The organism is Curtobacterium sp. MCLR17_055, assembly GCF_003234305.1.
Lineage (GTDB): Bacteria > Actinomycetota > Actinomycetes > Actinomycetales > Microbacteriaceae > Curtobacterium > Curtobacterium flaccumfaciens.
This window is the reverse complement of sequence record NZ_QKSX01000014.1, coordinates 32,252-50,593: the sequence shown is the minus strand read 5'-3', so window position 1 is coordinate 50,593 and position 18,342 is coordinate 32,252. Positions and strand designations below refer to the sequence as shown.

Sequence of the window (18,342 nt, the reverse complement as noted above, 5' to 3'; positions counted from 1 at the left end):
ACGACGACGATGACGACGACGGACGCGAGCGACACGACGGAGACGACCCGGGCCTCCAGGCCGGTCACCCTGTTCACCGGACAGTGGGCCGACCTGCCCTTCGAGGAGGTCGCCCGGCTCGCCGGCGAGTGGGGCTACGACGGGCTGGAGATCGCCTGCTGGGGTGACCACCTGGACGTCCGCCGCGCCGCGACGGACCCCTCGTACGTCGCCGAGCGCAAGGCGATCCTGGAACGCAACGGGCTGCAGGTCTGGACGATCGCCAACCACCTGGTCGGCCAGGCCGTGTGCGACGACCCCATCGACCAGCGGCACGAGGACATCGTCCCGCCGCACGTGTGGGGCGACGGCGACCCCGAGGGCGTGCGGCAGCGTGCGGCCGAGGAACTGCAGTGGACCGCCCGTGCCGCCGCGGCGCTCGGCGTCGACACCGTCACCGGATTCTCCGGCTCGTCGATCTGGAAGACCGTCGCCGGGTTCCCGCCCGTGCCCCCGGGGATGATCGACGCCGGGTACCAGGACTTCCACGACCGCTGGTCACCGATCCTCGACGTCTTCGAGGAGGTCGGGGTCCGGTTCGCACTCGAGGTGCACCCGTCCGAGATCGCCTACGACTACTGGACCGCTGCGCGGACCCTCGAGGTGTTCCGCGACCGGCCGGCGTTCGGGTTCAACTTCGACCCGTCGCACTTCGTCTGGCAGGACCTCGACCCCGCGGCGTTCCTGCTCGACTTCGCCGACCGGGTGTACCACGTGCACTGCAAGGAGTCGGTGAAGCAGCTCGACGGGCGCAACGGTCGGCTGTCCTCCCACCTGCCGTGGGGCGACCCCCGGCGCGGGTGGGACTTCGTCACCGCCGGCCACGGGGACGTGCCGTGGGAGCGGGTGTTCCGCGTGCTGAACCACATCGGGTACGCCGGCCCGACCAGCGTCGAGTGGGAGGACGCCGGCATGGACCGGCTCGTCGGCGGGCCCGAGGCGCTGGCGTTCGTCCGGCAGCTCGGTACCATCGCGCCGCCGGACGCTTCGTTCGACGCCGCGTTCTCGCGGTCGCGCTGACCGGCCGACCACGACCCCACCCACCACCGAGGAGGACCCATGGCACGGCAGCCCACGGCGACGCCGGGCAACGCCGCGCGCGTCCTCCGGCTCGTCCACGAGGACGGCCCCGTCACCCGCGCCGAGCTCACCCGGCGCACCGGCCTGAACCGCTCGACGATCCTCGCGCTCGTCGGGGAACTCGTCGACGCCGGGCTCGTGCACGAGGAGACCCCCGCCGCGGGGACCCCGGGTGCCGGTGTCGGACGGCCGAGCGGGGTCGTCCGGGCGTCCGCCGACGTCCTCGCCGCCGCGGTCACGGTCGAGATCGACGCCGTCGGGGTCGCCCTCGTCGGCCTCGACGGCACCGTCCGCGACCGACTGGTCGAGCCGCAGACCACCGTGCCGACCGCGGCGCAGGCCATCGACGCCGTCGCCCGGGTCCTCGCAGCACTCCTCGCCCGCACCGGACCGGCGGCCCGGATCGTCGGGGTCGGCGTCGCCGTGCCCGGCATCGTGCGGGTCGAGGACGGCACCGTGCGCGGCGCCCCGCACCTCGGCTGGCGTGACGAACCCCTCGCCGCACCACTCGCGGAACGCCTGGGGCTGCCGGTCCGGGCCGCGAACGACGCCAACCTCGGTGCCTGGGCGGAACGGCTGTACGGCAGCGCCCGCGGCGTCGACGACCTCGTCTACCTGAACGGTGGCGCGAGCGGCATCGGTGGCGGGATCGTCAGTGCCGGTCGACCCTTCAGCGGCGCCGACGGGTACGCGGGCGAGCTCGGGCACACCTTCGTCGCGGCGAACGGGATCCGCTGCCACTGCGGTGCGGTCGGTTGCCTGGAGACCGAGGCCTCACGCTCCGCCCTCACCGCGGTGACCGGGACCCCGCCGGACGACCTCGATGCGCTCGCCGCGGCGCTCGCCGAGGGCCGCCCCGAGATCGAGCGGGTCGTCGACCGACAGGTCACCGCACTCGCGACCGCACTGCGGAACGCCATCCACACCGTCGACCCGGAGGTCGTCGTGCTCGGCGGGTTCCTCGGTGCACTGCTCGGGCACGTCGGCGACCGGGTCGAGACCGACGTCCGGGCGCAGACGATGGCCGCCATGACCGATCGGCTCCGCATCGTCCCGGCGGCACTCGGCCGCGACGTCCTGGTCCGTGGCGCCGCCGAGATCGGCTTCGCGGAGCTGCTGCGCGACGCCACCATGCCCGCGGCACCGGCACCGGCACCGGCGACCATGTCCGCGGCGCCCGCAGCCGCCCCTTCCACCACCCACACGTCCGGCCGCGACGACGCGGCCGAGGAAGCGAGAACCGCATGACCTCCACCCAGCGCACCAGCGTCCTGCTCGGCACCCAGGACCTCACCGTCGAGGACCGCCCCGTCCCCGCCGTCGACCCCGGCGACGTGCTCGTCCGGGTCGCCGCCGTGGGTGTCTGCGGCTCCGACGTGCACTACTACCGCCACGGCCGCATCGGCGACTTCGTCGTCGAGGAGCCCCTCGTCCTCGGGCACGAGCTGTCCGGCACGATCGAGGCCGTCGGCGAGGGCGTCGACCCGTCCCGCGTGGGGGAGCGCGTGGCCATCGAGCCGCAGCGCCCCTGCCACCGTTGCGCGCAGTGCCTGGCCGGCCGCTACAACCTCTGCCCACACATGCGCTTCTACGCGACGCCGCCGGTCGACGGGGCCTTCACCGAGTTCGTCACCATCGAGGCCGAGTTCGCGCACGTCCTGCCCGACGCCGTCTCGTTCGAGGCCGGCGCGCTCCTGGAGCCCCTGTCCGTCGGCATCGCCGCCGTCCGCAAGGCCGGCATCGTCCCCGGTTCGTCGGTGCTCATCGCCGGCGCCGGTCCCATCGGCATCATCTGCGCCCAGGTCGCGAAGGCCTTCGGTGCCTCGCGCATCGTCGTCAGCGACCTGGTGCCGGAGCGCCGTGCGCGGGCCCTGGAGTACGGCGCCACCGAGGTCGTCGACCCCACCGCCGTGTCCGTCGCGTCCGACATCGTCCCCGTCGACGCGTTCATCGACGCCAGCGGTGCACCCCGAGCGGTGTCGGACGGCATCAAGGCGGTCGGTCCGGCGGGTGCCGCGGTGCTGGTCGGGCTCGGCAACTCCGAGATGACACTGCCGGTCGAGCACATCCAGAACCTCGAGGTCACGGTCACCGGGATCTTCCGGTACACGAACACGTGGCCGGTCGCCATCGAGCTGGTCGCGTCCGGGCAGGTCGACCTCGACTCGCTCGTCACCGGTCGCTTCGGGCTGGACGACGTCCGCGAGGCCCTCGAGAGCGACACGGACCCGGAGTCGCTCAAGTCCGTCGTCTACCCCGGCGGCGTCCCCGCCTGAGCGGGCACGGTGCGGGTTTCGCCGGCCCGGGCCGCGTTGCGCGGCTGGTGCGGCGTTGTAGCCGGGCACGGTGCGTGGAAGCTCGCACCGGGTGGCGACGCACGCACGGTGCGGACTGGAGGCGCGGGGCCAGGCCGCCCCGGTCCTCCCGTCCGGCACGGTGCGCGGCCTGTCGGATGGTGCGGTGTTGGCCGCCTGGTGCGGCGTTGTCGCCGGGCACGGTGCGTGGAAGCGCGCACCGGGTGACGACGCACGCACGGTGCGGACGGGAGGCGCGGGGCCAGGCCTCCCCGCGCCTCCCGTCCGGCACGGTGCGCGGCCTGTCGGATGGTGCGGTGTCGGCCGTCTGGTGCGGCGTTGCAGCCGGGCACGGTGCGTGGAAGCTCGCACGGGGTGGCGACGCACGCACGGTGCGGACGGGAGGCGCAGGGCAGGCCCGCCACGGTCCTCCCGTCCGGCACGGTGCACGGTCTGTCGGACGGTGCGGTGTTGGCGCGTGGTGCGGCGTTGCAGCCGGGCACGGTGCGTGGAAGCGCGCACCGGGTGGCGACGCAGGCACGGTGCGGACGGGAGGCATGGGGCCAGGCCCGCCCCGTGCCTCCCGTCCGGCACGTGACCCGGAACGGGGCCACCGCCGCGTCACCGGGACGCGCTACGGTTCGCGCATGACCGCTTCACCGGCCGCCGTCGTGCCGCAGCGCACCGACCGGCGCGCGCTCGTCTCCTGGGCGCTCTGGGACTGGGGTTCCGCCGCGTTCAACGCGGTCGTCACCACCTTCGTGTTCAGCACGTACCTGGCCAGCCGGGCGTTCGTGGACCCGGCGCTCGTCGGCGACACGTCCGCGGCCGGCAAGGCGATCGTGGAGCGGGAGCTCGCGCACAACGCGGCCGTCGTGTCCACCGCACTGACCATCGCGGGGATCGTCGTGGCCCTGGTGGCACCGGCCATGGGGCGGCTCGCGGACTCGTCCGGACACCGCCGCCGGTCGGTCCTCATCGCCACCATCGGCGTCGCGCTGTCGATCGGGGGCATGGTCTTCGTCGCGCCGAGCCAGCCGTACCTGCTGCTCGGCGCAGCCCTGCTCGGCATCGGGACCGTCGCCTACGAGATCGCGAGCGTCGGCTACAACGCCATGATCGGGCAGGTCGCCTCCGGGGAACGCACCGGCCGCGTCTCCGCCATCGGGTGGGCGGCCGGGTACTTCGGCGGGATCGTGCTGCTCGTCCTGCTGCTCGTGCTCTGCATCCAGGACTTCCGGGGCGACGGGGTCGTCGGCGGGCTCCTGCAGTTGCCAGCCACCGTCGCCACCGGGCAGTGGGACGTCCGCGTCGCGATCGGCATCGCCGCCGTCTGGCTGGCCGTCAGTTCGATCCCGCTGTTCCTCACCGTGCCCGAGGCGGTGCCCGACCGCACCCGTGGCGGCGGCGTGTTCAGCGCCTACGCGGACCTCGGCCGGGACATCGCGCGGCTGTGGCGCGAGCGCCGCAACGTCCTCGCGTTCCTGCTCGCCAGCGCGGTGTTCCGCGACGGTGTCGGGGCCGTCTTCACGTTCGGCGGGATCGTCGCCGCGCAGGTGTTCGGGTTCACGCCGTCGCAGGTCATCCTGTTCGCCATCGCCGCGAACGTCGTGGCCGGCATCGCGACGTTCGTCTCCGGACGCCTCGACGACCGGTTCGGGTCGCGTGCGCTCATCATGGTCTCGCTCGTCGGCCTCGCCGTGTGCGGGGTCGGGGTCTTCGCCGCCGGCAACGAGACGCAGTGGTTCTGGGTGCTCGGGCTGACCCTGGCCGTGTTCGTCGGCCCGGTGCAGTCGTCGTCTCGCGCGTACCTGGCGCGGCTGACGACCCCCGGCCGCGAGGGCGAGCTCTTCGGCCTCTACGCCACCACCGGCCGGGCCGCGTCGTTCCTCGCGCCGGCGCTGTTCGGCGTGGCGGTGACCGTCGGTGGGTCGACCCGGTTCGGGATCCTCGGCGTGGTCGTCGTGCTCATCGCCGGGCTGGTGCTGATGGCGTTCGTCAAGCGGGAACCGCAGGGCGCACGGGCCTGATCCACGGCGTGCGGGGTCTGCCATAGGTCCCCGTCAGGCGGCCTGGAGGCGCGGTTCCCGTCCGTCCACAGGCTGCGGTTGTGCGCACGGTTCCGCACAGGGCCGTGGTCGCGTCGGGCGGCCCGGGCTGCGGTGCGCCAGGATGGGTGCATGACCGACCAGCGCATCGCCGTCGTCGTCCTCGCCGCCGGGCAGGGCACGCGCATGAAGTCGTCCACGCCCAAGGTGCTGCACCGGCTCGCCGGACTGCCGCTCATCGGGCACGTCCTGCGCACGGCGTCGTCGCTCAGCCCCGAGTACGTCGCCGTCGTCGTGCGGCACGAGCGTGACCGCGTCGCGGCCGAGGTCGTCGAGCGCGCCCCCGACGCGATCGTCGTCGACCAGGACGACGTCCCCGGCACCGGCCGTGCGGTCGAGGTGGCGGTCGAAGCGCTGCCCGCCGACTTCGACGGTGCCGTCGTGGTGCTCTCCGGCGACGTCCCGCTGCTCGACGCCGCATCGCTCCGGCTCCTCGTCGACGCCCACGTCGGCGGCGGCAACGGCGCGACCTTCGTGAGTGCCATCGCCCCGGACCCGACCGGCCTCGGACGGATCGTGCGCGACGCTTCCGGCGCCTTCGTCAGCGTCGTCGAGCACAAGGACGCGACGGCCGAGCAGCTGACCATCACCGAGGCGAACGCGGGCATCTACGCGTTCGACGTGGCACGCCTCCGGGCGGCCCTGCCGTCGCTCACCACGGCGAACGCCCAGGGCGAGAAGTACATCACCGACGCTCCCGCGCTGATCAGCGAGCGCGGCGGGCGCATCGACGTGGTCACCCTGACCGACCCGTGGCTCGTCGCCGGCATCAACGACCGTGCCCAGCTCTCCGACGCCGCGCGGGAGCTCAACGCCCGCATCGTCCGCCGCCACCAGCTCGCCGGCGTCACCGTGCAGGACCCGGCGTCCACCTGGATCGACCTCGACGTCACCATCGAGCCCGACGCCGAAGTCCTGCCTGGCACCCAGCTCATCGGTGCCACCGCGATCGCCGCCGGTGCCGTCGTCGGGCCGGACACCACGCTGCGCGACACCGAGGTCGGGGCCCGCGCCACCGTGAACCGCGTCGACGCCACCCTCGCCGTGATCGGGGACGCCGCCTCGGTCGGCCCGTTCGCCTACCTGCGGCCGGGCACGATCCTCGGTGACGACGGCAAGATCGGCACCTTCGTCGAGACGAAGAACGCCCGGATCGGCCGGGGCAGCAAGGTCCCGCACCTGTCCTACATCGGCGACGCCGAGGTGGGCGAGGACTCGAACATCGGCGCGAACACCATCACCGCGAACTACGACGGCGTGCACAAGCACCGCACCGAGGTCGGCTCGAACGTCCGTACAGGCTCGCACAACGTGTTCGTCGCCCCCGTTAGGATTGGTGACGGTGCGTACACCGGTGCCGGGACCACCGTCCGCAAGGACGTTCCGGCAGGATCGCTCGCGATCAGCTACGCCCCACAGCGCAACACCGACGGATGGGTCGAGGAACACCGACCCGGCACACCGGCGGCCGAGGCTGCTCGGCTCGCGAACGGCGAATAGATCCCGGCGACCACCCGTCGCCGACATCGACCCCTCGTGGGTCAGGGAGTGAGCACCGCACTTGTCCGGAATCAAGACAACCGGCCAGAAACGACTCGTCCTCGTCTCGGGGCGAGCACACCCGGCGCTCTCTGCCGAGATCGCGGAGGAGCTCGGGGTCGACCTCGTGCCGACCGATGCCCGGACCTTCGCGAACGGTGAGCTCTACGCCCGCTTCGACGAGTCGGTCCGTGGCTGCGACGCCTTCGTCATCCAGTCGCACACCGCGCCGATCAACGAGTGGCTCATGGAGCAGCTCATCATGGTCGACGCGCTGAAGCGTGCCTCGGCGAAGCGCATCACGGTCGTGGCGCCGTTCTACCCCTACGCGCGCCAGGACAAGAAGGGCCGCGGCCGCGAGCCGATCTCGGCACGCCTCGTCGCCGACCTGTTCAAGGCCGCCGGCGCGCACCGCATCATGAGCGTCGACCTCCACGCCGCGCAGATCCAGGGCTTCTTCGACGGCCCCGTCGACCACCTGTTCGCCATGCCGGTGCTGCTCGAGCGCTTCCGCCAGATCCTCGACCCGAAGACGCTCACCGTCGTGTCGCCCGACATGGGCCGCGTCCGTGTCGCCGACATCTGGTCCGAGAAGCTCGGCGCCCCGCTCGCCATCATCCACAAGCGCCGCGACCCGCTCGTGCCGAACCAGGTCTCGGTGCACGAGATCGTCGGAGACGTCAGCGGCCGCGTGTGCCTGCTCGTCGACGACCTCATCGACACCGGCCGCACGATCGCCAAGGCTGCCGAGGCGCTGAAGAACGCCGGCGCCACGGGAGTCGTCGTCGCCGCGACCCACGCCGTGTTCTCCGACCCGGCCACCGAGCTGCTGCAGAGCGAGTTCATCGACCGCGTGGTCGTGACGGACACCCTGCCCCTGCCGATGGACAAGCGCTGGGACCGCCTCGAGGTCCTGCCGATCGCCCCGCTCATCGCCCGTGCCATCCACGAGGTCTTCGACGACGGTTCCGTGACGTCGATGTTCGACGGCGCCGCTTGACACATCCCGCGCGTAACGCCCTCGCGGCCCGGCTCCGGGCCGCGGGGAGCGTCTTCGCCGAGGACGAAGCCGACCTGTTGCTCGAGGCCGGTGACGGTGAGCCGGTGCGACTCCGGAGCCTCGTGCAGCGTCGGCTGGCCGGTGAGCCGCTCGAGTACGTGCTCGGTTGGGCCGCCTTCGACGGGCACCGCATCCGGGTGACCCCCGGGGTCTTCGTGCCGCGAGCCCGCACCACCGTCGTCGTCGAGCAGGCTGCGCGTCGGCTGCAGCGCTACGACCGGGTGGTCGACCTGTGCTGCGGTGCCGGCGCGATCTCGGTGGCCCTGTTCGGTCGGGTCGGCGCGCTCGACCTCGTCGCCACTGACATCGACCCGGACGCCGTCGACGTCGCGGCCGAGAACATCGGCGACCGCGGCATCGTCGTCGCCGGTGACCTGTTCGCGCCGCTGCCCGATCGGTTCCGCGGGGCCGTGGCGGTCATCGCGGTGAACGCCCCCTACGTGCCGACGGCCTCGATCGAACTCATGCCGACCGAGGCCCGCGAGCACGAGCACCGTGTCGCCCTCGACGGTGGTGCGGACGGCCTCGACCTGCACCGCCGGATCGCCGCGGGTGCGGAGGAGTGGCTCCGTCCCGGTGGTGCTGTCGTCATCGAGGTGTCCGAGGCCCAGGCCGAGGCGTCCGCCGCTGCGTTCACGGCCGCCGGCTTCTCCGCCGTGGTCGAGCGGGACGCCGAGGTCGACGGCACCTGCGTCGTCGCGACCCTGCCCGCCTGACCCCGGTCTGCCTGCCTGGTCCGGTCTGCCTGGCCGTGGTGCCGAGCGGTCACAACACACCGCTCAGGTACGCCGAGGCGGCACGAAGTGTCGCCTGCGCGCCCGGGAACCGACGCTTTCTGCGCCCCCGGCGTGACGCACGTGGCGTGTCGCGCGACCACGGCGAGGGGCGGGGCGGGGTGTCACCGGGCCTCCAGGCCGTCGGGTGACCGGAGCGTGTCGGCGCCGAGCGGTCACGACACACCGCTCAGGTTCGTCGAGGTGGCACGAAGTGTCGCCTGCGCGTCCGCGAACCGACGCTTTCTGCGACCCCGGCGTGACGCACGTGGCGTGTCGCGCGACCGGGGCGAGGGGCGGGGCGGGCTGTCACCGGGCCTCCAGGCCGTCGGGTGACCGGAGCGCGCCGGCACCGAGCGGTCACGACATGCCGCTCAGCTTCGCCGAGGCGGCACGAAGTGTCGCCTGCGCGCCCGCGAACCGACGCTTTCTGCCACCTCGACGGCAGTCAGCGGGCGTGTCGCGCGATCCTGCACCGAAGCGTCAGCGCGCGTCGACCGTCACCGTGTGCCAGCCCGTCGCACCGTTGGGAGCCGGCGGCCGGTCCACGCTCGTCTGCACCTCGCCGTCCGCACTGGTCGCGCGCACCTCGATGCGGTGCGAGCCGGCGGTCGGCGTCCACCGCACCACCCACTGCCGCCAGGTGTCCGCGGAGACCGAGTCGGCGAGTTCGGCGCGCTGCCAGTCGCCGCCTCCGACGCGGACCTCGACGGCCTTCACGCCCTTGTGCGGCTGCCACGCGACCCCCGCGATCGCCACTGGCTTGCCCGCGCTCACGGTCGACCCGTTCCGCGGGGTGTCGATGCGGGACTCGAGCTTGACCGGGCCACGCTCCGACCAGCCACGCGGGGTCCAGTAGCCCTGCGCGTCGGCGAACCGGGTGACCTCGAGCTCGGTGACCCACTTCGTCGCCGAGACGTACCCGAACAGGCCCGGCACGACCATCCGCACCGGGAACCCGTGCTCGGTCGGCAGGGGCTCGCCGTTCATCCCGACCGCGAGCAGCGCCGCGGTGCCGTCGTCCTGCAGCACGTCGAGCGGGGTGCCGGCGGAGAACCCGTCGATGCTCCGTGAGAGCACCATGTCGGCGTCGCCCGTCGGACGCGCCCGGGCGAGGAGCTCCCGGATCGGGTAGCCCAGCCAGCGGGCCGTGCCGATGAGGTCACCGCCGACCTCGTTCGACACGCAGCTCAGGGTGGCCACGTGCTCCTCGAGTGGCAGTGCGAGCAGCTCGTCCCACGTCAGCGTGATCTCGTTCTCGACCGCGCCGTGGATGCGGAGCGACCAATCGGCGGGGTCGACCTGCGGCACGCGAAGGGCCGTGTCGATCCGGTAGAAGTCGGCGTTCGGCGTGATGTAGGGGGTGATGCCGTCGACGTCGAGCGACGCACCCGCGGGGACCGCCGGTGCAGGGGTCGCCGCGGCGGGCAGCCGGATGGCCCGCCTGGCAGCAGCGGCCGCCTGCATCGCGGACGACCCCAGCCGGGAGGCGGTGCCCACCACGACCGCGACGGTCGCCGTCGCGACGCCCCAGACCAGGAACGTGCGGCGCTCCGTCGACGCGGGTCGCGGTGCCGCCGTCGGCACGGTCGCCGCGGCCTCCCACCGGCGCAGCCGCTGGAGCAGCAGGCGCAGGACGACCACCGCTGCCGCGATGCCGAGGACCGTCGGGGCGCCGTCGAGGGTCCCGCTGCCCGAGCGGGTGCTGACGGCAAGCAGCGCCAGCACACCACCGGCGGCGAACACGAGGGCACCGAAGGGCGGTCGTGCACGTTCGAGGACACCGGCACCGGCGCTGATCGCAATGACGATCACCGTCATGAGCACGAACAGGGCGACCTTGTCCCCGGTGCCGAACACGGCGACCATGAAGTCCTTCGCACCCGGGGGAGCGAGGTCGATGACGGCGGACCCGACGGCGACCAGGGGGCTGCCCGCTCCGCCGAGCAGCAGCGCGCCGAACTCGGCGACACCGAGGAACGCGGCGGCGGCCACGACGCCGACGATCGCGGCGATCAGCGTCCAACGTCGGGTCGAAGGGGCATCGGGCCCGCCCGGGCCGTCCGACGGACCCGCCGTCGGTCGACCGATCGGTTCGTCCGTCGTCTCGGTGGTCACCGCCCGAGCGTAGGTCGCCCGGCCGCTCGTGGGCTGTGTGTGCGCGCTTCCCCGCGCGTTCATCGGGTTCGGCCAGCAGGTGGCGCGCGGCTCGTGGGAGGATCGGACCGTGCTGCAGCGTCCGGATGGTGTCCCGCGGTCCGGTCGTGCCCGCGGTGCCGGGCGGACACCGATGTCTCCGGCACGTCGACTCGCCACCCTGCGCTGGGTCATCGTCGTCGTCTGGCTGGTCCTCCTGATCACCCGGATCGTCGTGGTCTCGACGGCGCCGGGCGTCGACCTCTCCTGGTACGGCATCGTGGAGTTCGGCGCGATCGCCCTCGGGGTCGTGGTCATCGTGGTCGCCGTCGTGCGGACCGCGACGGCACGGCGGCGGCAGGCGGACGAGGCCCTCGCGCTCGCCATCCGGCGGATCGACCCGACGGTGTGGCTCGTCCCGGCGGCGCCGACACCGGAACTCCGTGGCATCGTCGACGAGGTCCGCCCGGACACCCACCTCGGTTCGCGCGTGACGTGGGCCTTCGGCGCCACCGAGGCCTCCCTGTGGGAACTCGACGAACGGCGGGCGACCCGGCTGCTCGTGATCCGGTGGAGTCGTGTCGTGCACGTCGGACTGGAAGACGTGGTGGACGGCGTCGACGGCTCGGACGGCTCGGGGCGAGACGGTGGCTCCGAGCGCCCTGGCCGTTCCGCTGGCGCTCGCCGCGCGTGTGCGGTGGCGATCCACCACGTGCGACCGGACGACACCCCCGCGGTGGCGACGTTCTTCGTCCGGACCGCCCCCGGTTCGCGTCGGCTGCTCGGGCGCGGTCCACGGCTGGACCGGCTCGTCGCCGACCTGGCACGGGAACGCATCGTCGCCTGACGCGACGGAGGGCCCCGGTCAGCGAGGCCCTCCTTGCAGAACCCGCACCGACCTCCGTGATCGGCTGGGGGTGCGGTCGTCAGTGCGTGGACGGCTCCTGCTCGACCTCGCGGCGGTGGTCGTCGGACCACAGCGTGTGGAAGGTGCCGTCCTTGTCGATGCGCTGGTAGGTGTGCGCGCCGAAGAAGTCGCGCTGGCCCTGGATCAGCGACGCGGGCAGACGGTCGGACGCGAGCGAGTCGAAGTACGACAGCGCGGACGAGAAGCCCGGAGCGGGGACGCCCGACGCAGCCGCGATGCCGACGATGCGGCGCCAGGCGGCTTCGCCCTCGGCCACCGCGTTCGCGAAGTACGGGTCGACCAGCAGCGACTCGAGCTTCGGGTTCTCGGCGTACGCCTCGACGATGCGGTTCAGGAACTGAGCGCGGATGATGCAGCCACCCCGCCAGATCTTCGCGACGTTGCCGAGGTCGATGTCCCAGCCGTACTCCTTCGCCCCGGCGATGATGAGGTCGAAGCCCTGTGCGTACGCGACGACCTTCGAGGCGTACAGCGCCGCACGCACGTCGTCGGCGAAGGTGTCCGGCACCTCGGCGATCTGCGGACGGTTCTTGACCGACTGCTGCACCGCGGCACGCTGCGTCGGCTTCGACGACACGGCGCGGGCGAACACGGCTTCGCCGATGCCCGAGACGGGGATGCCCAGGCCCACGGCGTTCTGCACGGTCCAGACGCCGGTGCCCTTCGAGCCGGCCGCGTCACGGATGACGTCGACGAGCGGCTTGCCGGTGTCGGCGTCGCGCTGCTTGAGGACCTCGCCGGTGATCTCGATCAGGTAGGACTCGAGGTCGCCCTTGTTCCACTCGTCGAAGACCTGCACCAGGTCCTCCACCGAGAGCCCGCCGACGCGACGGAGCAGGTCGTACGACTCGGCGATGAGCTGCATGTCGGCGTACTCGATGCCGTTGTGCACCATCTTGACGAAGTGCCCGGCGCCGTCGGTGCCGATGTGGGTCACGCACGGTTCGCCTTCGGCCACCGCGGCGATCGACTTCAGGATCGGCCCGAGCGTCTCCCAGGCCTCCTTCGAGCCACCGGGCATGATCGACGGGCCCTTGAGCGCGCCCTCTTCACCACCGGAGATGCCGGTGCCGACGAAGTTGAGACCCTTCTCGCGCAGGTCGTGCTCACGTCGGATGGTGTCGTGGAAGTTCGCGTTGCCGCCGTCGACGATGATGTCGCCCGGTTCGAACCGTTCGGCGAGCTGACCGATCACGGCGTCGGTGCCCTTGCCGGCCTGCACCATGATGATGGCGGTCCGGGGCTTCGACAGCGAGGCGACGAACCCGTCGATGTCCTCGGACGCGATGAACCCGGCGTCGCCGTGCTCCTGGAGCAGCTCCTCGGTGCGGGCGTAGGTGCGGTTGTAGACCGCCACCGTGTTGCCTTCGCGCGATGCGAGGTTGCGGGCGAGGTTCGAGCCCATCACTGCGAGTCCGACGACTCCGATGTTCGCCTGACCGTTGTTGTCTGCCACGAGGGCCTCCTTTGTCCTGACGTTGGCGCCCAACCTACGACCGGCGGTCTGGGATCGCACAGGTGTTGCGGGAACTGGGGACCAGAGTTCACCGGATCAATACTGTGGAGGGATGAGCGAGCTCGCTGTCCACCCGCCCGTCCTCGTGATGGGGGTCTCCGGCTCCGGCAAGTCCACCATCGGCCAGGCGCTCACCGACGCCCTGGTCGCGCAGGGCGAACCGTGCGTCTTCGTCGACGCCGACGACCTGCACCCGGTCGCCAACAAGGAGAAGATGCGGCAGGGGATCCCGCTCACCGACGAGGACCGCTGGCCGTGGCTCGACGCCTGCGCCGAGCGGATCGCCGCGGTCGAATCGGACGGCTCCCGGTGCGTGATGGCGAACTCGGCGCTGAAGCGTGCCTACCGGGACCGGCTGCGCGAGTCCGCGCCGAGTCTCGTCATCGCCTTCCTCGACGGGTCGCGCGACCTGATCGCCGAACGGCAGTCCCACCGCCAGCACGAGTACATGCCGACGACGCTGCTCGACTCGCAGTTCGCGACCCTCGAGCGGCCGCAGCCCGATGAGGCCGCCGTCGCGGTGTCGATCGACGGCTCGGTCGACGACACCGTGCGGGAGATCCTCGCCGCGCTCACGGTCACCACCGGCTGACGGACGTCGACGACCTGCGACTGATCCGGGCAGTTCCTCCACAGGGCGCAGCGCGGTCGTCGCCGTCCCCAACCGATCCCCGGTCCCGTCCGCGTCGAGGGGGACGCTCGTACCGTCGCTCCATGACCACGATCACTGCCGCCCGTTCAGATACCACTCTTGATACCATCGACCCCATGGCCATGACCCTCCGACTCGACGACGACGAGGCAGCGGCGTTGCGCAAGCGTGCTGACCTCGAGGAGCGCTCGATGCAGGACGTCGCGCGCGCCGCCATCCGCGAGTACGTCGAGCAGCACAGCCGCAGCGATCTGATCGACGGCATCCTCGACCGAGAACTCCCGCGCTACGCCGAGGCGCTCGAACGACTCGGCAAGTGATCCACCTCACGACCGACGAGGCGTTGCACGTCGCTCGTCGGACCCTGGGAACTGACTACGCGATCCGCGACGTCGGACTGCTCGAAGCGGCGGTCGCGCGACCCGCCGCGTCGGTGGGCGGGAACGACGCCTACCCGACGCTGGTCGAGAAGGCGGCGGCGCTCGTCCACTCCGCCGTCCGGAACCACGCCCTGGTCGACGGCAACAAGCGCCTCGGGCTGATGCTGCTCGTGGTCTTCCTCGGCGTGAACGGCGTCCGGCTCCACGCCTCGAACGATCAGGCGTACGACTTCATCGTCGCGATCGCCGAGGGGGAACTCGATGCCGTGCCGGAGATCGCTGCTGCTCTGACCTCGATGGTCTCGGACGCCTGATCGACAGGGCGGCGGCCGTCAGCCGTCGCCGATCAGCGGCGCACTGAACTGATCGCCCCGTGCGGCCGGTGCCCCGGATCCGTGCGGGTGTGGACGTCCACGGCGTCGAACCCCGCTTCGTCCAGCAGCACCGCCAGGGACGCGACCGGCCAGCGGTACGCGGTGACGACCGCGTGGTCGAAGGCCTCGACCGCGGCGCCCTCGAAGAACCCGAGCAGCAGCCCACCGCCGGGGGTGAGCACCCGACGGAACTCGGCGAGTGCCCCACCGATCCGCGACGGTTCGTGGTGGATCACCGAGTACCAGGCCAGGACCCCGTCGACGCTGCCGTCCGCGAGCGGGAGCGCGTCGAGCGACCCGACCCGGAAGTCGATGTCCGCGTCCACCGCGCCGTGCGTCCGTCGTGCGTGCTCGACGAACTCCGGCACCGCGTCGATGCCGCTGACACGGTGCCCCTGCCGTGCGAGGTACGCCGTCCAGTGACCGGGGCCGCACCCGGCGTCGACCAGGGGACCGCTGCGACCGGCTGCCCAGGCCTCGACGAGGGCTCGGTCGTCGGGATGGACGGCGTCCATCGACCCGAGCAGCGCCGCGTACTCGTCGGCTCGAGCGCTGTACGCCGCCGTCACCCGCTCCGTCATGCGCCCGACCGTACCGCCGCAGCGCCGAACCGTGCGAGGTTCCGTGTTCCGTGCGACCCGGCAACCCTCGCACCAGGCACGGAACCTCGCACCACGCGGCAGCGCGGCGCCCGCCAGCGTCAGAGCTTGAACGTCGCCTTCGGGATGTCGGACACGATGCGCCGGGCGGTGCGGACGGCGTCCTCCTCGGAGACCTGGTGCGTGACCACGAGCGACGCCAGGTACGCCGCGTCCGCCCGCCGCGCCATGTCGTGCCGCGCGGGGATGGAGCAGTACGCACGGGTGTCGTCGATGAACCCGGAGGTCTTGGTGAACGACGCCGAGTCGGTGACGGCCGACCGGTAGCGCCCGATGGCCGCCGGGGTGTCGATGAACCACCACGGTGCGCCCGCGTACACGGCGGGGTAGAAGCCCGCGAGCGGCCCGATCTCGCGCGAGAAGACGGTCTCGTCGACAGTGAAGAGCACGAGGTGGAACCCGGGAGCGGTGCCGAAGGACTCGAGCAGCGGCCGGAGCGGCTCGGTGAAGGACCCGACGGCCGGCAGGTCGTGCCCGGTGTCCGGCCCGAAGCGCTCGAGCGTCGGGGTGTGGTGGTTCCGGATCACCCCGGGATGCAGCTGCATGACGAGGCCGTCCTCCACGCTCATCTCCGCCCAGCGGTAGAGCATGTCGTGCCGGTACGCCGTCGCCTCGGCCTCGGTGACCGAGGACGCATCGCGCAGCGCCGCGGCGTGGATGCGTTCCCGCTCGCTCGACGGCAGGGGAGCGGAGCCCGCGTCGAGCACCCCGGTGTCCGTGGCGGTCGCACCGTGCTCGATGAAGTGGTGGCGACGTGCGCGGAGAGCCGCCAACAGCCCTGCGTGGGTGCCCGTGTCGATGCCGGCAGCCTCGCCGATCGACGCGACCACGGGCCTCCAGTCCGACCGCGTCGGGTCGAACACGGCGTCCGCGCGGAACGTGGGGAGCACCCGGCCGGTGAAGCCGGGGTCCGCGGCGAGCTGCGCGTGCGCAGCGAGGTCGTCCGCCGGGCCGTCCGTGGTGGCGAGGACCTCGATGCCGAAGGCGTCGAAGAGCGCGCGTGGCCGGAAGGCGGGCGACGCCAGCAGGCCGGCGATGTGGTCGTACTGGTCGTCCGCGTTCGCGGCGGACGGCGCCTGGTCGAGCCCGAACACGTCGTGCAGCTCCGTCTCGAACCAGTAGCGCACGGGGGTTCCGAGGAAGTCGTCCCAGTGCTCCGCCAGCTGCCGCCAGATGGCACGGCCTGGCGGCGTCGGCTCAGCGGCATCGCGCCAGCGATGCGCCGACGCCGCCGGGCGAGCCTGCGAGCCCGGGCGGGGCCCCGACAGGTCCGCGCGTCCCAGCGCGGCCAGGTCCACCCCGTTCGCGTGCAGCAGGCGGAGTACGTAGTGGTCGGGCGTGATGAGCAGCGACGCAGGGTCGCTGAACGGCTGGTCCGAGGCGATCAGCGCCGCATCGACATGCCCGTGCGGCGAGATGATCGGGGCGTCCTTGACCGCCTCGTACACGGTGCGTGCCACGGATCGCGCTCCGGGATCGGCGGGGAACAGCCGGTCGGGGTGCGGTGCGAGCCGGGTGGGGGTGCTGGTGCGGGTCATCATCGACTCCTTCGGGGACGGCGAGTTCGGGTGGTGCGAGTGTGGGGCGGCGGGATTTCCGGATCAGGCGGTTCCGGCACGGGGCGCCGGTCCGGTCGACTCGCGCACGGTCAGGTGGGTGGGCAGGGCGACGGCGCCGGACATGTGCTCCCCGGGCAGTTCGTCGGCGGGCAGCGCGCCGAGCCGTCCGAGCAGCATCCGGATCGCGACCCGGCCGGCACGTTCGATCGGCGAGGTCATCGTGGTGAGCGGCGGGTTGCAGAAGTCGGCACCGAAGATGTCGTCGCAGCCCACGATGCTCATGTCCTCGGGGACGCGGACCCCGCGCTCCCGCAGCCGGGCGAGCATCCCGATGGCGATCAGGTCGTTGAAGGCGATGCACGCGGTCGCACCGGCGTGCACGGCGGCGTCGGCGGCCGCGGCGCCGGAGTCGACGAAGGGTGCGTGCGGGCCTACCCGGGCGACGCGGATCCCCAGGCGCTTGGCGACCTGCACGAGCGCGCGCCACCGACGCTCGTTCGACCACGAGCTGTCCGGCCCGGCGACGTACAGGATCTCCCGGTGTCCCAACGACACGAGGTGCTGCACCGCCTGCTCCACCCCGCCGGGGGTGTCGATGAGCACCGAGGGCACGCCGGTGGGTCGGCGGTTCACGACGACCAGGGGGATCCGTTCGGCGAACCGTGCGATCTGCGCGTCGGACAGTCGCGACGCCGTGAGCACGGCCCCGTCGGCCTTCGCCCCCACGGCGGTGAGTGCGGCCATCTCGGCGTCGGCGGACTCCTCGGTGTCGACGAGCAGCTGCGTCCAGCCGGCCCCGGCGAGCTGGTGCTGCGTGCCCCGGATGACGTCGAAGTAGAACGGGTTCGTGATGTCGGACACGAGCACGGCGACGGCGCGGGTGCGCCCGGACGTCAGCGCCCGTGCCTGCGAGTTGGCGACGTAGCCGAGCTCGCGGGCTGCCCGCTGGATGCGCTCCTGGGTGACGGGGTTGACCCGGTCGGGCAGGGACAGGGCGCGGGAGACGGTGGACGCGGCGACCCCGGTGGCGTCGGCGATGTCGCGGATGGTGACGCGACGCGCGGCACCAGCGGCGGCGCCGGCAGCGCGAGCACCAGCGGCGGCGCCACCAGCAGTGCCTGCGGCACCGCCCGTGCGCCCGCCGCCGTCCGTCGAGAGGTCCTTCACGAGGCCGAACGTATTCGCGTCTGGCAACAAGTGGCAACCGGTTGCCGCATGTTGCCAACGGCGGAACAGTGGTGCCAC

At 72.5% G+C, this 18,342-nt stretch carries 16 protein-coding genes; 11 read left to right on the top strand and 5 right to left on the bottom strand.

The window, feature by feature from the left end; genetic code table 11:
• Positions 1-9 precede the first annotated feature (9 nt).
• From DEJ09_RS13020 to DEJ09_RS12990, 7 genes are all read left to right on the top strand, one after another.
• Complete coding sequence (locus tag DEJ09_RS13020) at positions 10-1,059, top strand: sugar phosphate isomerase/epimerase (protein ID WP_111088872.1); 1,050 nt, start codon at positions 10-12, stop codon at positions 1,057-1,059.
• A 39-nt stretch (positions 1,060-1,098) separates the two neighbouring features.
• A complete protein-coding gene (locus DEJ09_RS13015; protein WP_111088871.1) occupies positions 1,099-2,367 on the top strand; it encodes an ROK family transcriptional regulator in 1,269 nt (422 codons plus the stop codon).
• Entirely contained in the window at positions 2,364-3,395 is a 1,032-nt protein-coding gene (locus DEJ09_RS13010) for an NAD(P)-dependent alcohol dehydrogenase (RefSeq protein WP_111088870.1), read from the top strand. Before DEJ09_RS13015 ends, DEJ09_RS13010 begins: the two co-directional genes overlap by 4 nt.
• 665 nt (positions 3,396-4,060) lie before the next feature.
• The gene (locus tag DEJ09_RS13005; protein ID WP_071405221.1) at positions 4,061-5,443 is read left to right on the top strand and encodes an MFS transporter; all 1,383 of its coding nucleotides are present in this window, start codon (positions 4,061-4,063) and stop codon (positions 5,441-5,443) included.
• A 150-nt stretch (positions 5,444-5,593) separates the two neighbouring features.
• The gene (gene glmU / locus DEJ09_RS13000; RefSeq protein WP_111088869.1) at positions 5,594-7,021 is read left to right on the top strand and encodes a bifunctional UDP-N-acetylglucosamine diphosphorylase/glucosamine-1-phosphate N-acetyltransferase GlmU; all 1,428 of its coding nucleotides are present in this window, start codon (positions 5,594-5,596) and stop codon (positions 7,019-7,021) included.
• Between the two features lie 61 nt (positions 7,022-7,082).
• Positions 7,083-8,060 (top strand): ribose-phosphate diphosphokinase, encoded by a 978-nt coding sequence (locus tag DEJ09_RS12995; protein WP_027464468.1) that lies wholly within the window; start codon positions 7,083-7,085, stop codon positions 8,058-8,060.
• The gene (locus tag DEJ09_RS12990) at positions 8,057-8,836 is read left to right on the top strand and encodes a putative protein N(5)-glutamine methyltransferase (protein WP_111088868.1); all 780 of its coding nucleotides are present in this window, start codon (positions 8,057-8,059) and stop codon (positions 8,834-8,836) included. The genes DEJ09_RS12995 and DEJ09_RS12990 overlap by 4 nt, the downstream gene beginning before the upstream one ends.
• Before the next feature lie 540 nt (positions 8,837-9,376).
• On the opposite strand, the gene DEJ09_RS12985 is transcribed toward DEJ09_RS12990, so the two are convergent.
• Positions 9,377-11,011, bottom strand: coding sequence for a molybdopterin-dependent oxidoreductase (locus tag DEJ09_RS12985; protein ID WP_111088867.1), 1,635 nt, complete (start codon positions 11,009-11,011; stop codon positions 9,377-9,379).
• 109 nt (positions 11,012-11,120) lie between these two features.
• Between DEJ09_RS12985 and DEJ09_RS12980 the strand changes: the two genes are divergently transcribed.
• The gene (locus DEJ09_RS12980) at positions 11,121-11,876 is read left to right on the top strand and encodes a hypothetical protein (RefSeq protein WP_146245721.1); all 756 of its coding nucleotides are present in this window, start codon (positions 11,121-11,123) and stop codon (positions 11,874-11,876) included.
• A 79-nt stretch (positions 11,877-11,955) separates the two neighbouring features.
• Here DEJ09_RS12980 and gndA read toward each other — a convergent pair whose 3' ends face one another.
• Positions 11,956-13,413: an NADP-dependent phosphogluconate dehydrogenase gene (gene gndA / locus DEJ09_RS12975; protein ID WP_111088865.1), complete on the bottom strand. Its 1,458-nt coding sequence runs from the start codon at positions 13,411-13,413 to the stop codon at positions 11,956-11,958.
• A gap of 112 nt (positions 13,414-13,525) precedes the next feature.
• Here gndA and DEJ09_RS12970 point away from each other — a divergent pair, with 112 nt between their 5' ends.
• The 3 genes from DEJ09_RS12970 to DEJ09_RS12960 all read left to right on the top strand — a co-directional run bounded on the left by DEJ09_RS12970 (position 13,526) and on the right by DEJ09_RS12960 (position 14,819).
• Positions 13,526-14,065, top strand: coding sequence for a gluconokinase (locus tag DEJ09_RS12970; RefSeq protein ID WP_111088864.1), 540 nt, complete (start codon positions 13,526-13,528; stop codon positions 14,063-14,065).
• Between the two features lie 122 nt (positions 14,066-14,187).
• Positions 14,188-14,445, top strand: a complete 258-nt coding sequence (locus tag DEJ09_RS12965) for a ribbon-helix-helix protein, CopG family (RefSeq protein WP_254699648.1) — start codon at positions 14,188-14,190, stop codon at positions 14,443-14,445.
• A complete protein-coding gene (locus DEJ09_RS12960) occupies positions 14,442-14,819 on the top strand; it encodes a type II toxin-antitoxin system death-on-curing family toxin (protein ID WP_111039997.1) in 378 nt (125 codons plus the stop codon). The genes DEJ09_RS12965 and DEJ09_RS12960 overlap by 4 nt, the downstream gene beginning before the upstream one ends.
• A 32-nt stretch (positions 14,820-14,851) precedes the next feature.
• Here the strand turns inward: DEJ09_RS12960 and DEJ09_RS12955 are convergent, their stop codons facing one another.
• The 3 genes from DEJ09_RS12955 to DEJ09_RS12945 all read right to left on the bottom strand — a co-directional run bounded on the left by DEJ09_RS12955 (position 14,852) and on the right by DEJ09_RS12945 (position 18,264).
• Positions 14,852-15,460, bottom strand: a complete 609-nt coding sequence (locus tag DEJ09_RS12955) for a class I SAM-dependent methyltransferase (RefSeq protein ID WP_111088863.1) — start codon at positions 15,458-15,460, stop codon at positions 14,852-14,854.
• Between the two features lie 119 nt (positions 15,461-15,579).
• Positions 15,580-17,076: a glucuronate isomerase gene (uxaC, locus tag DEJ09_RS12950; RefSeq protein ID WP_111088862.1), complete on the bottom strand. Its 1,497-nt coding sequence runs from the start codon at positions 17,074-17,076 to the stop codon at positions 15,580-15,582.
• Between the two features lie 63 nt (positions 17,077-17,139).
• A complete protein-coding gene (locus tag DEJ09_RS12945; RefSeq protein WP_258373894.1) occupies positions 17,140-18,264 on the bottom strand; it encodes a LacI family DNA-binding transcriptional regulator in 1,125 nt (374 codons plus the stop codon).
• Between the last annotated feature and the right edge of the window lie 78 nt (positions 18,265-18,342).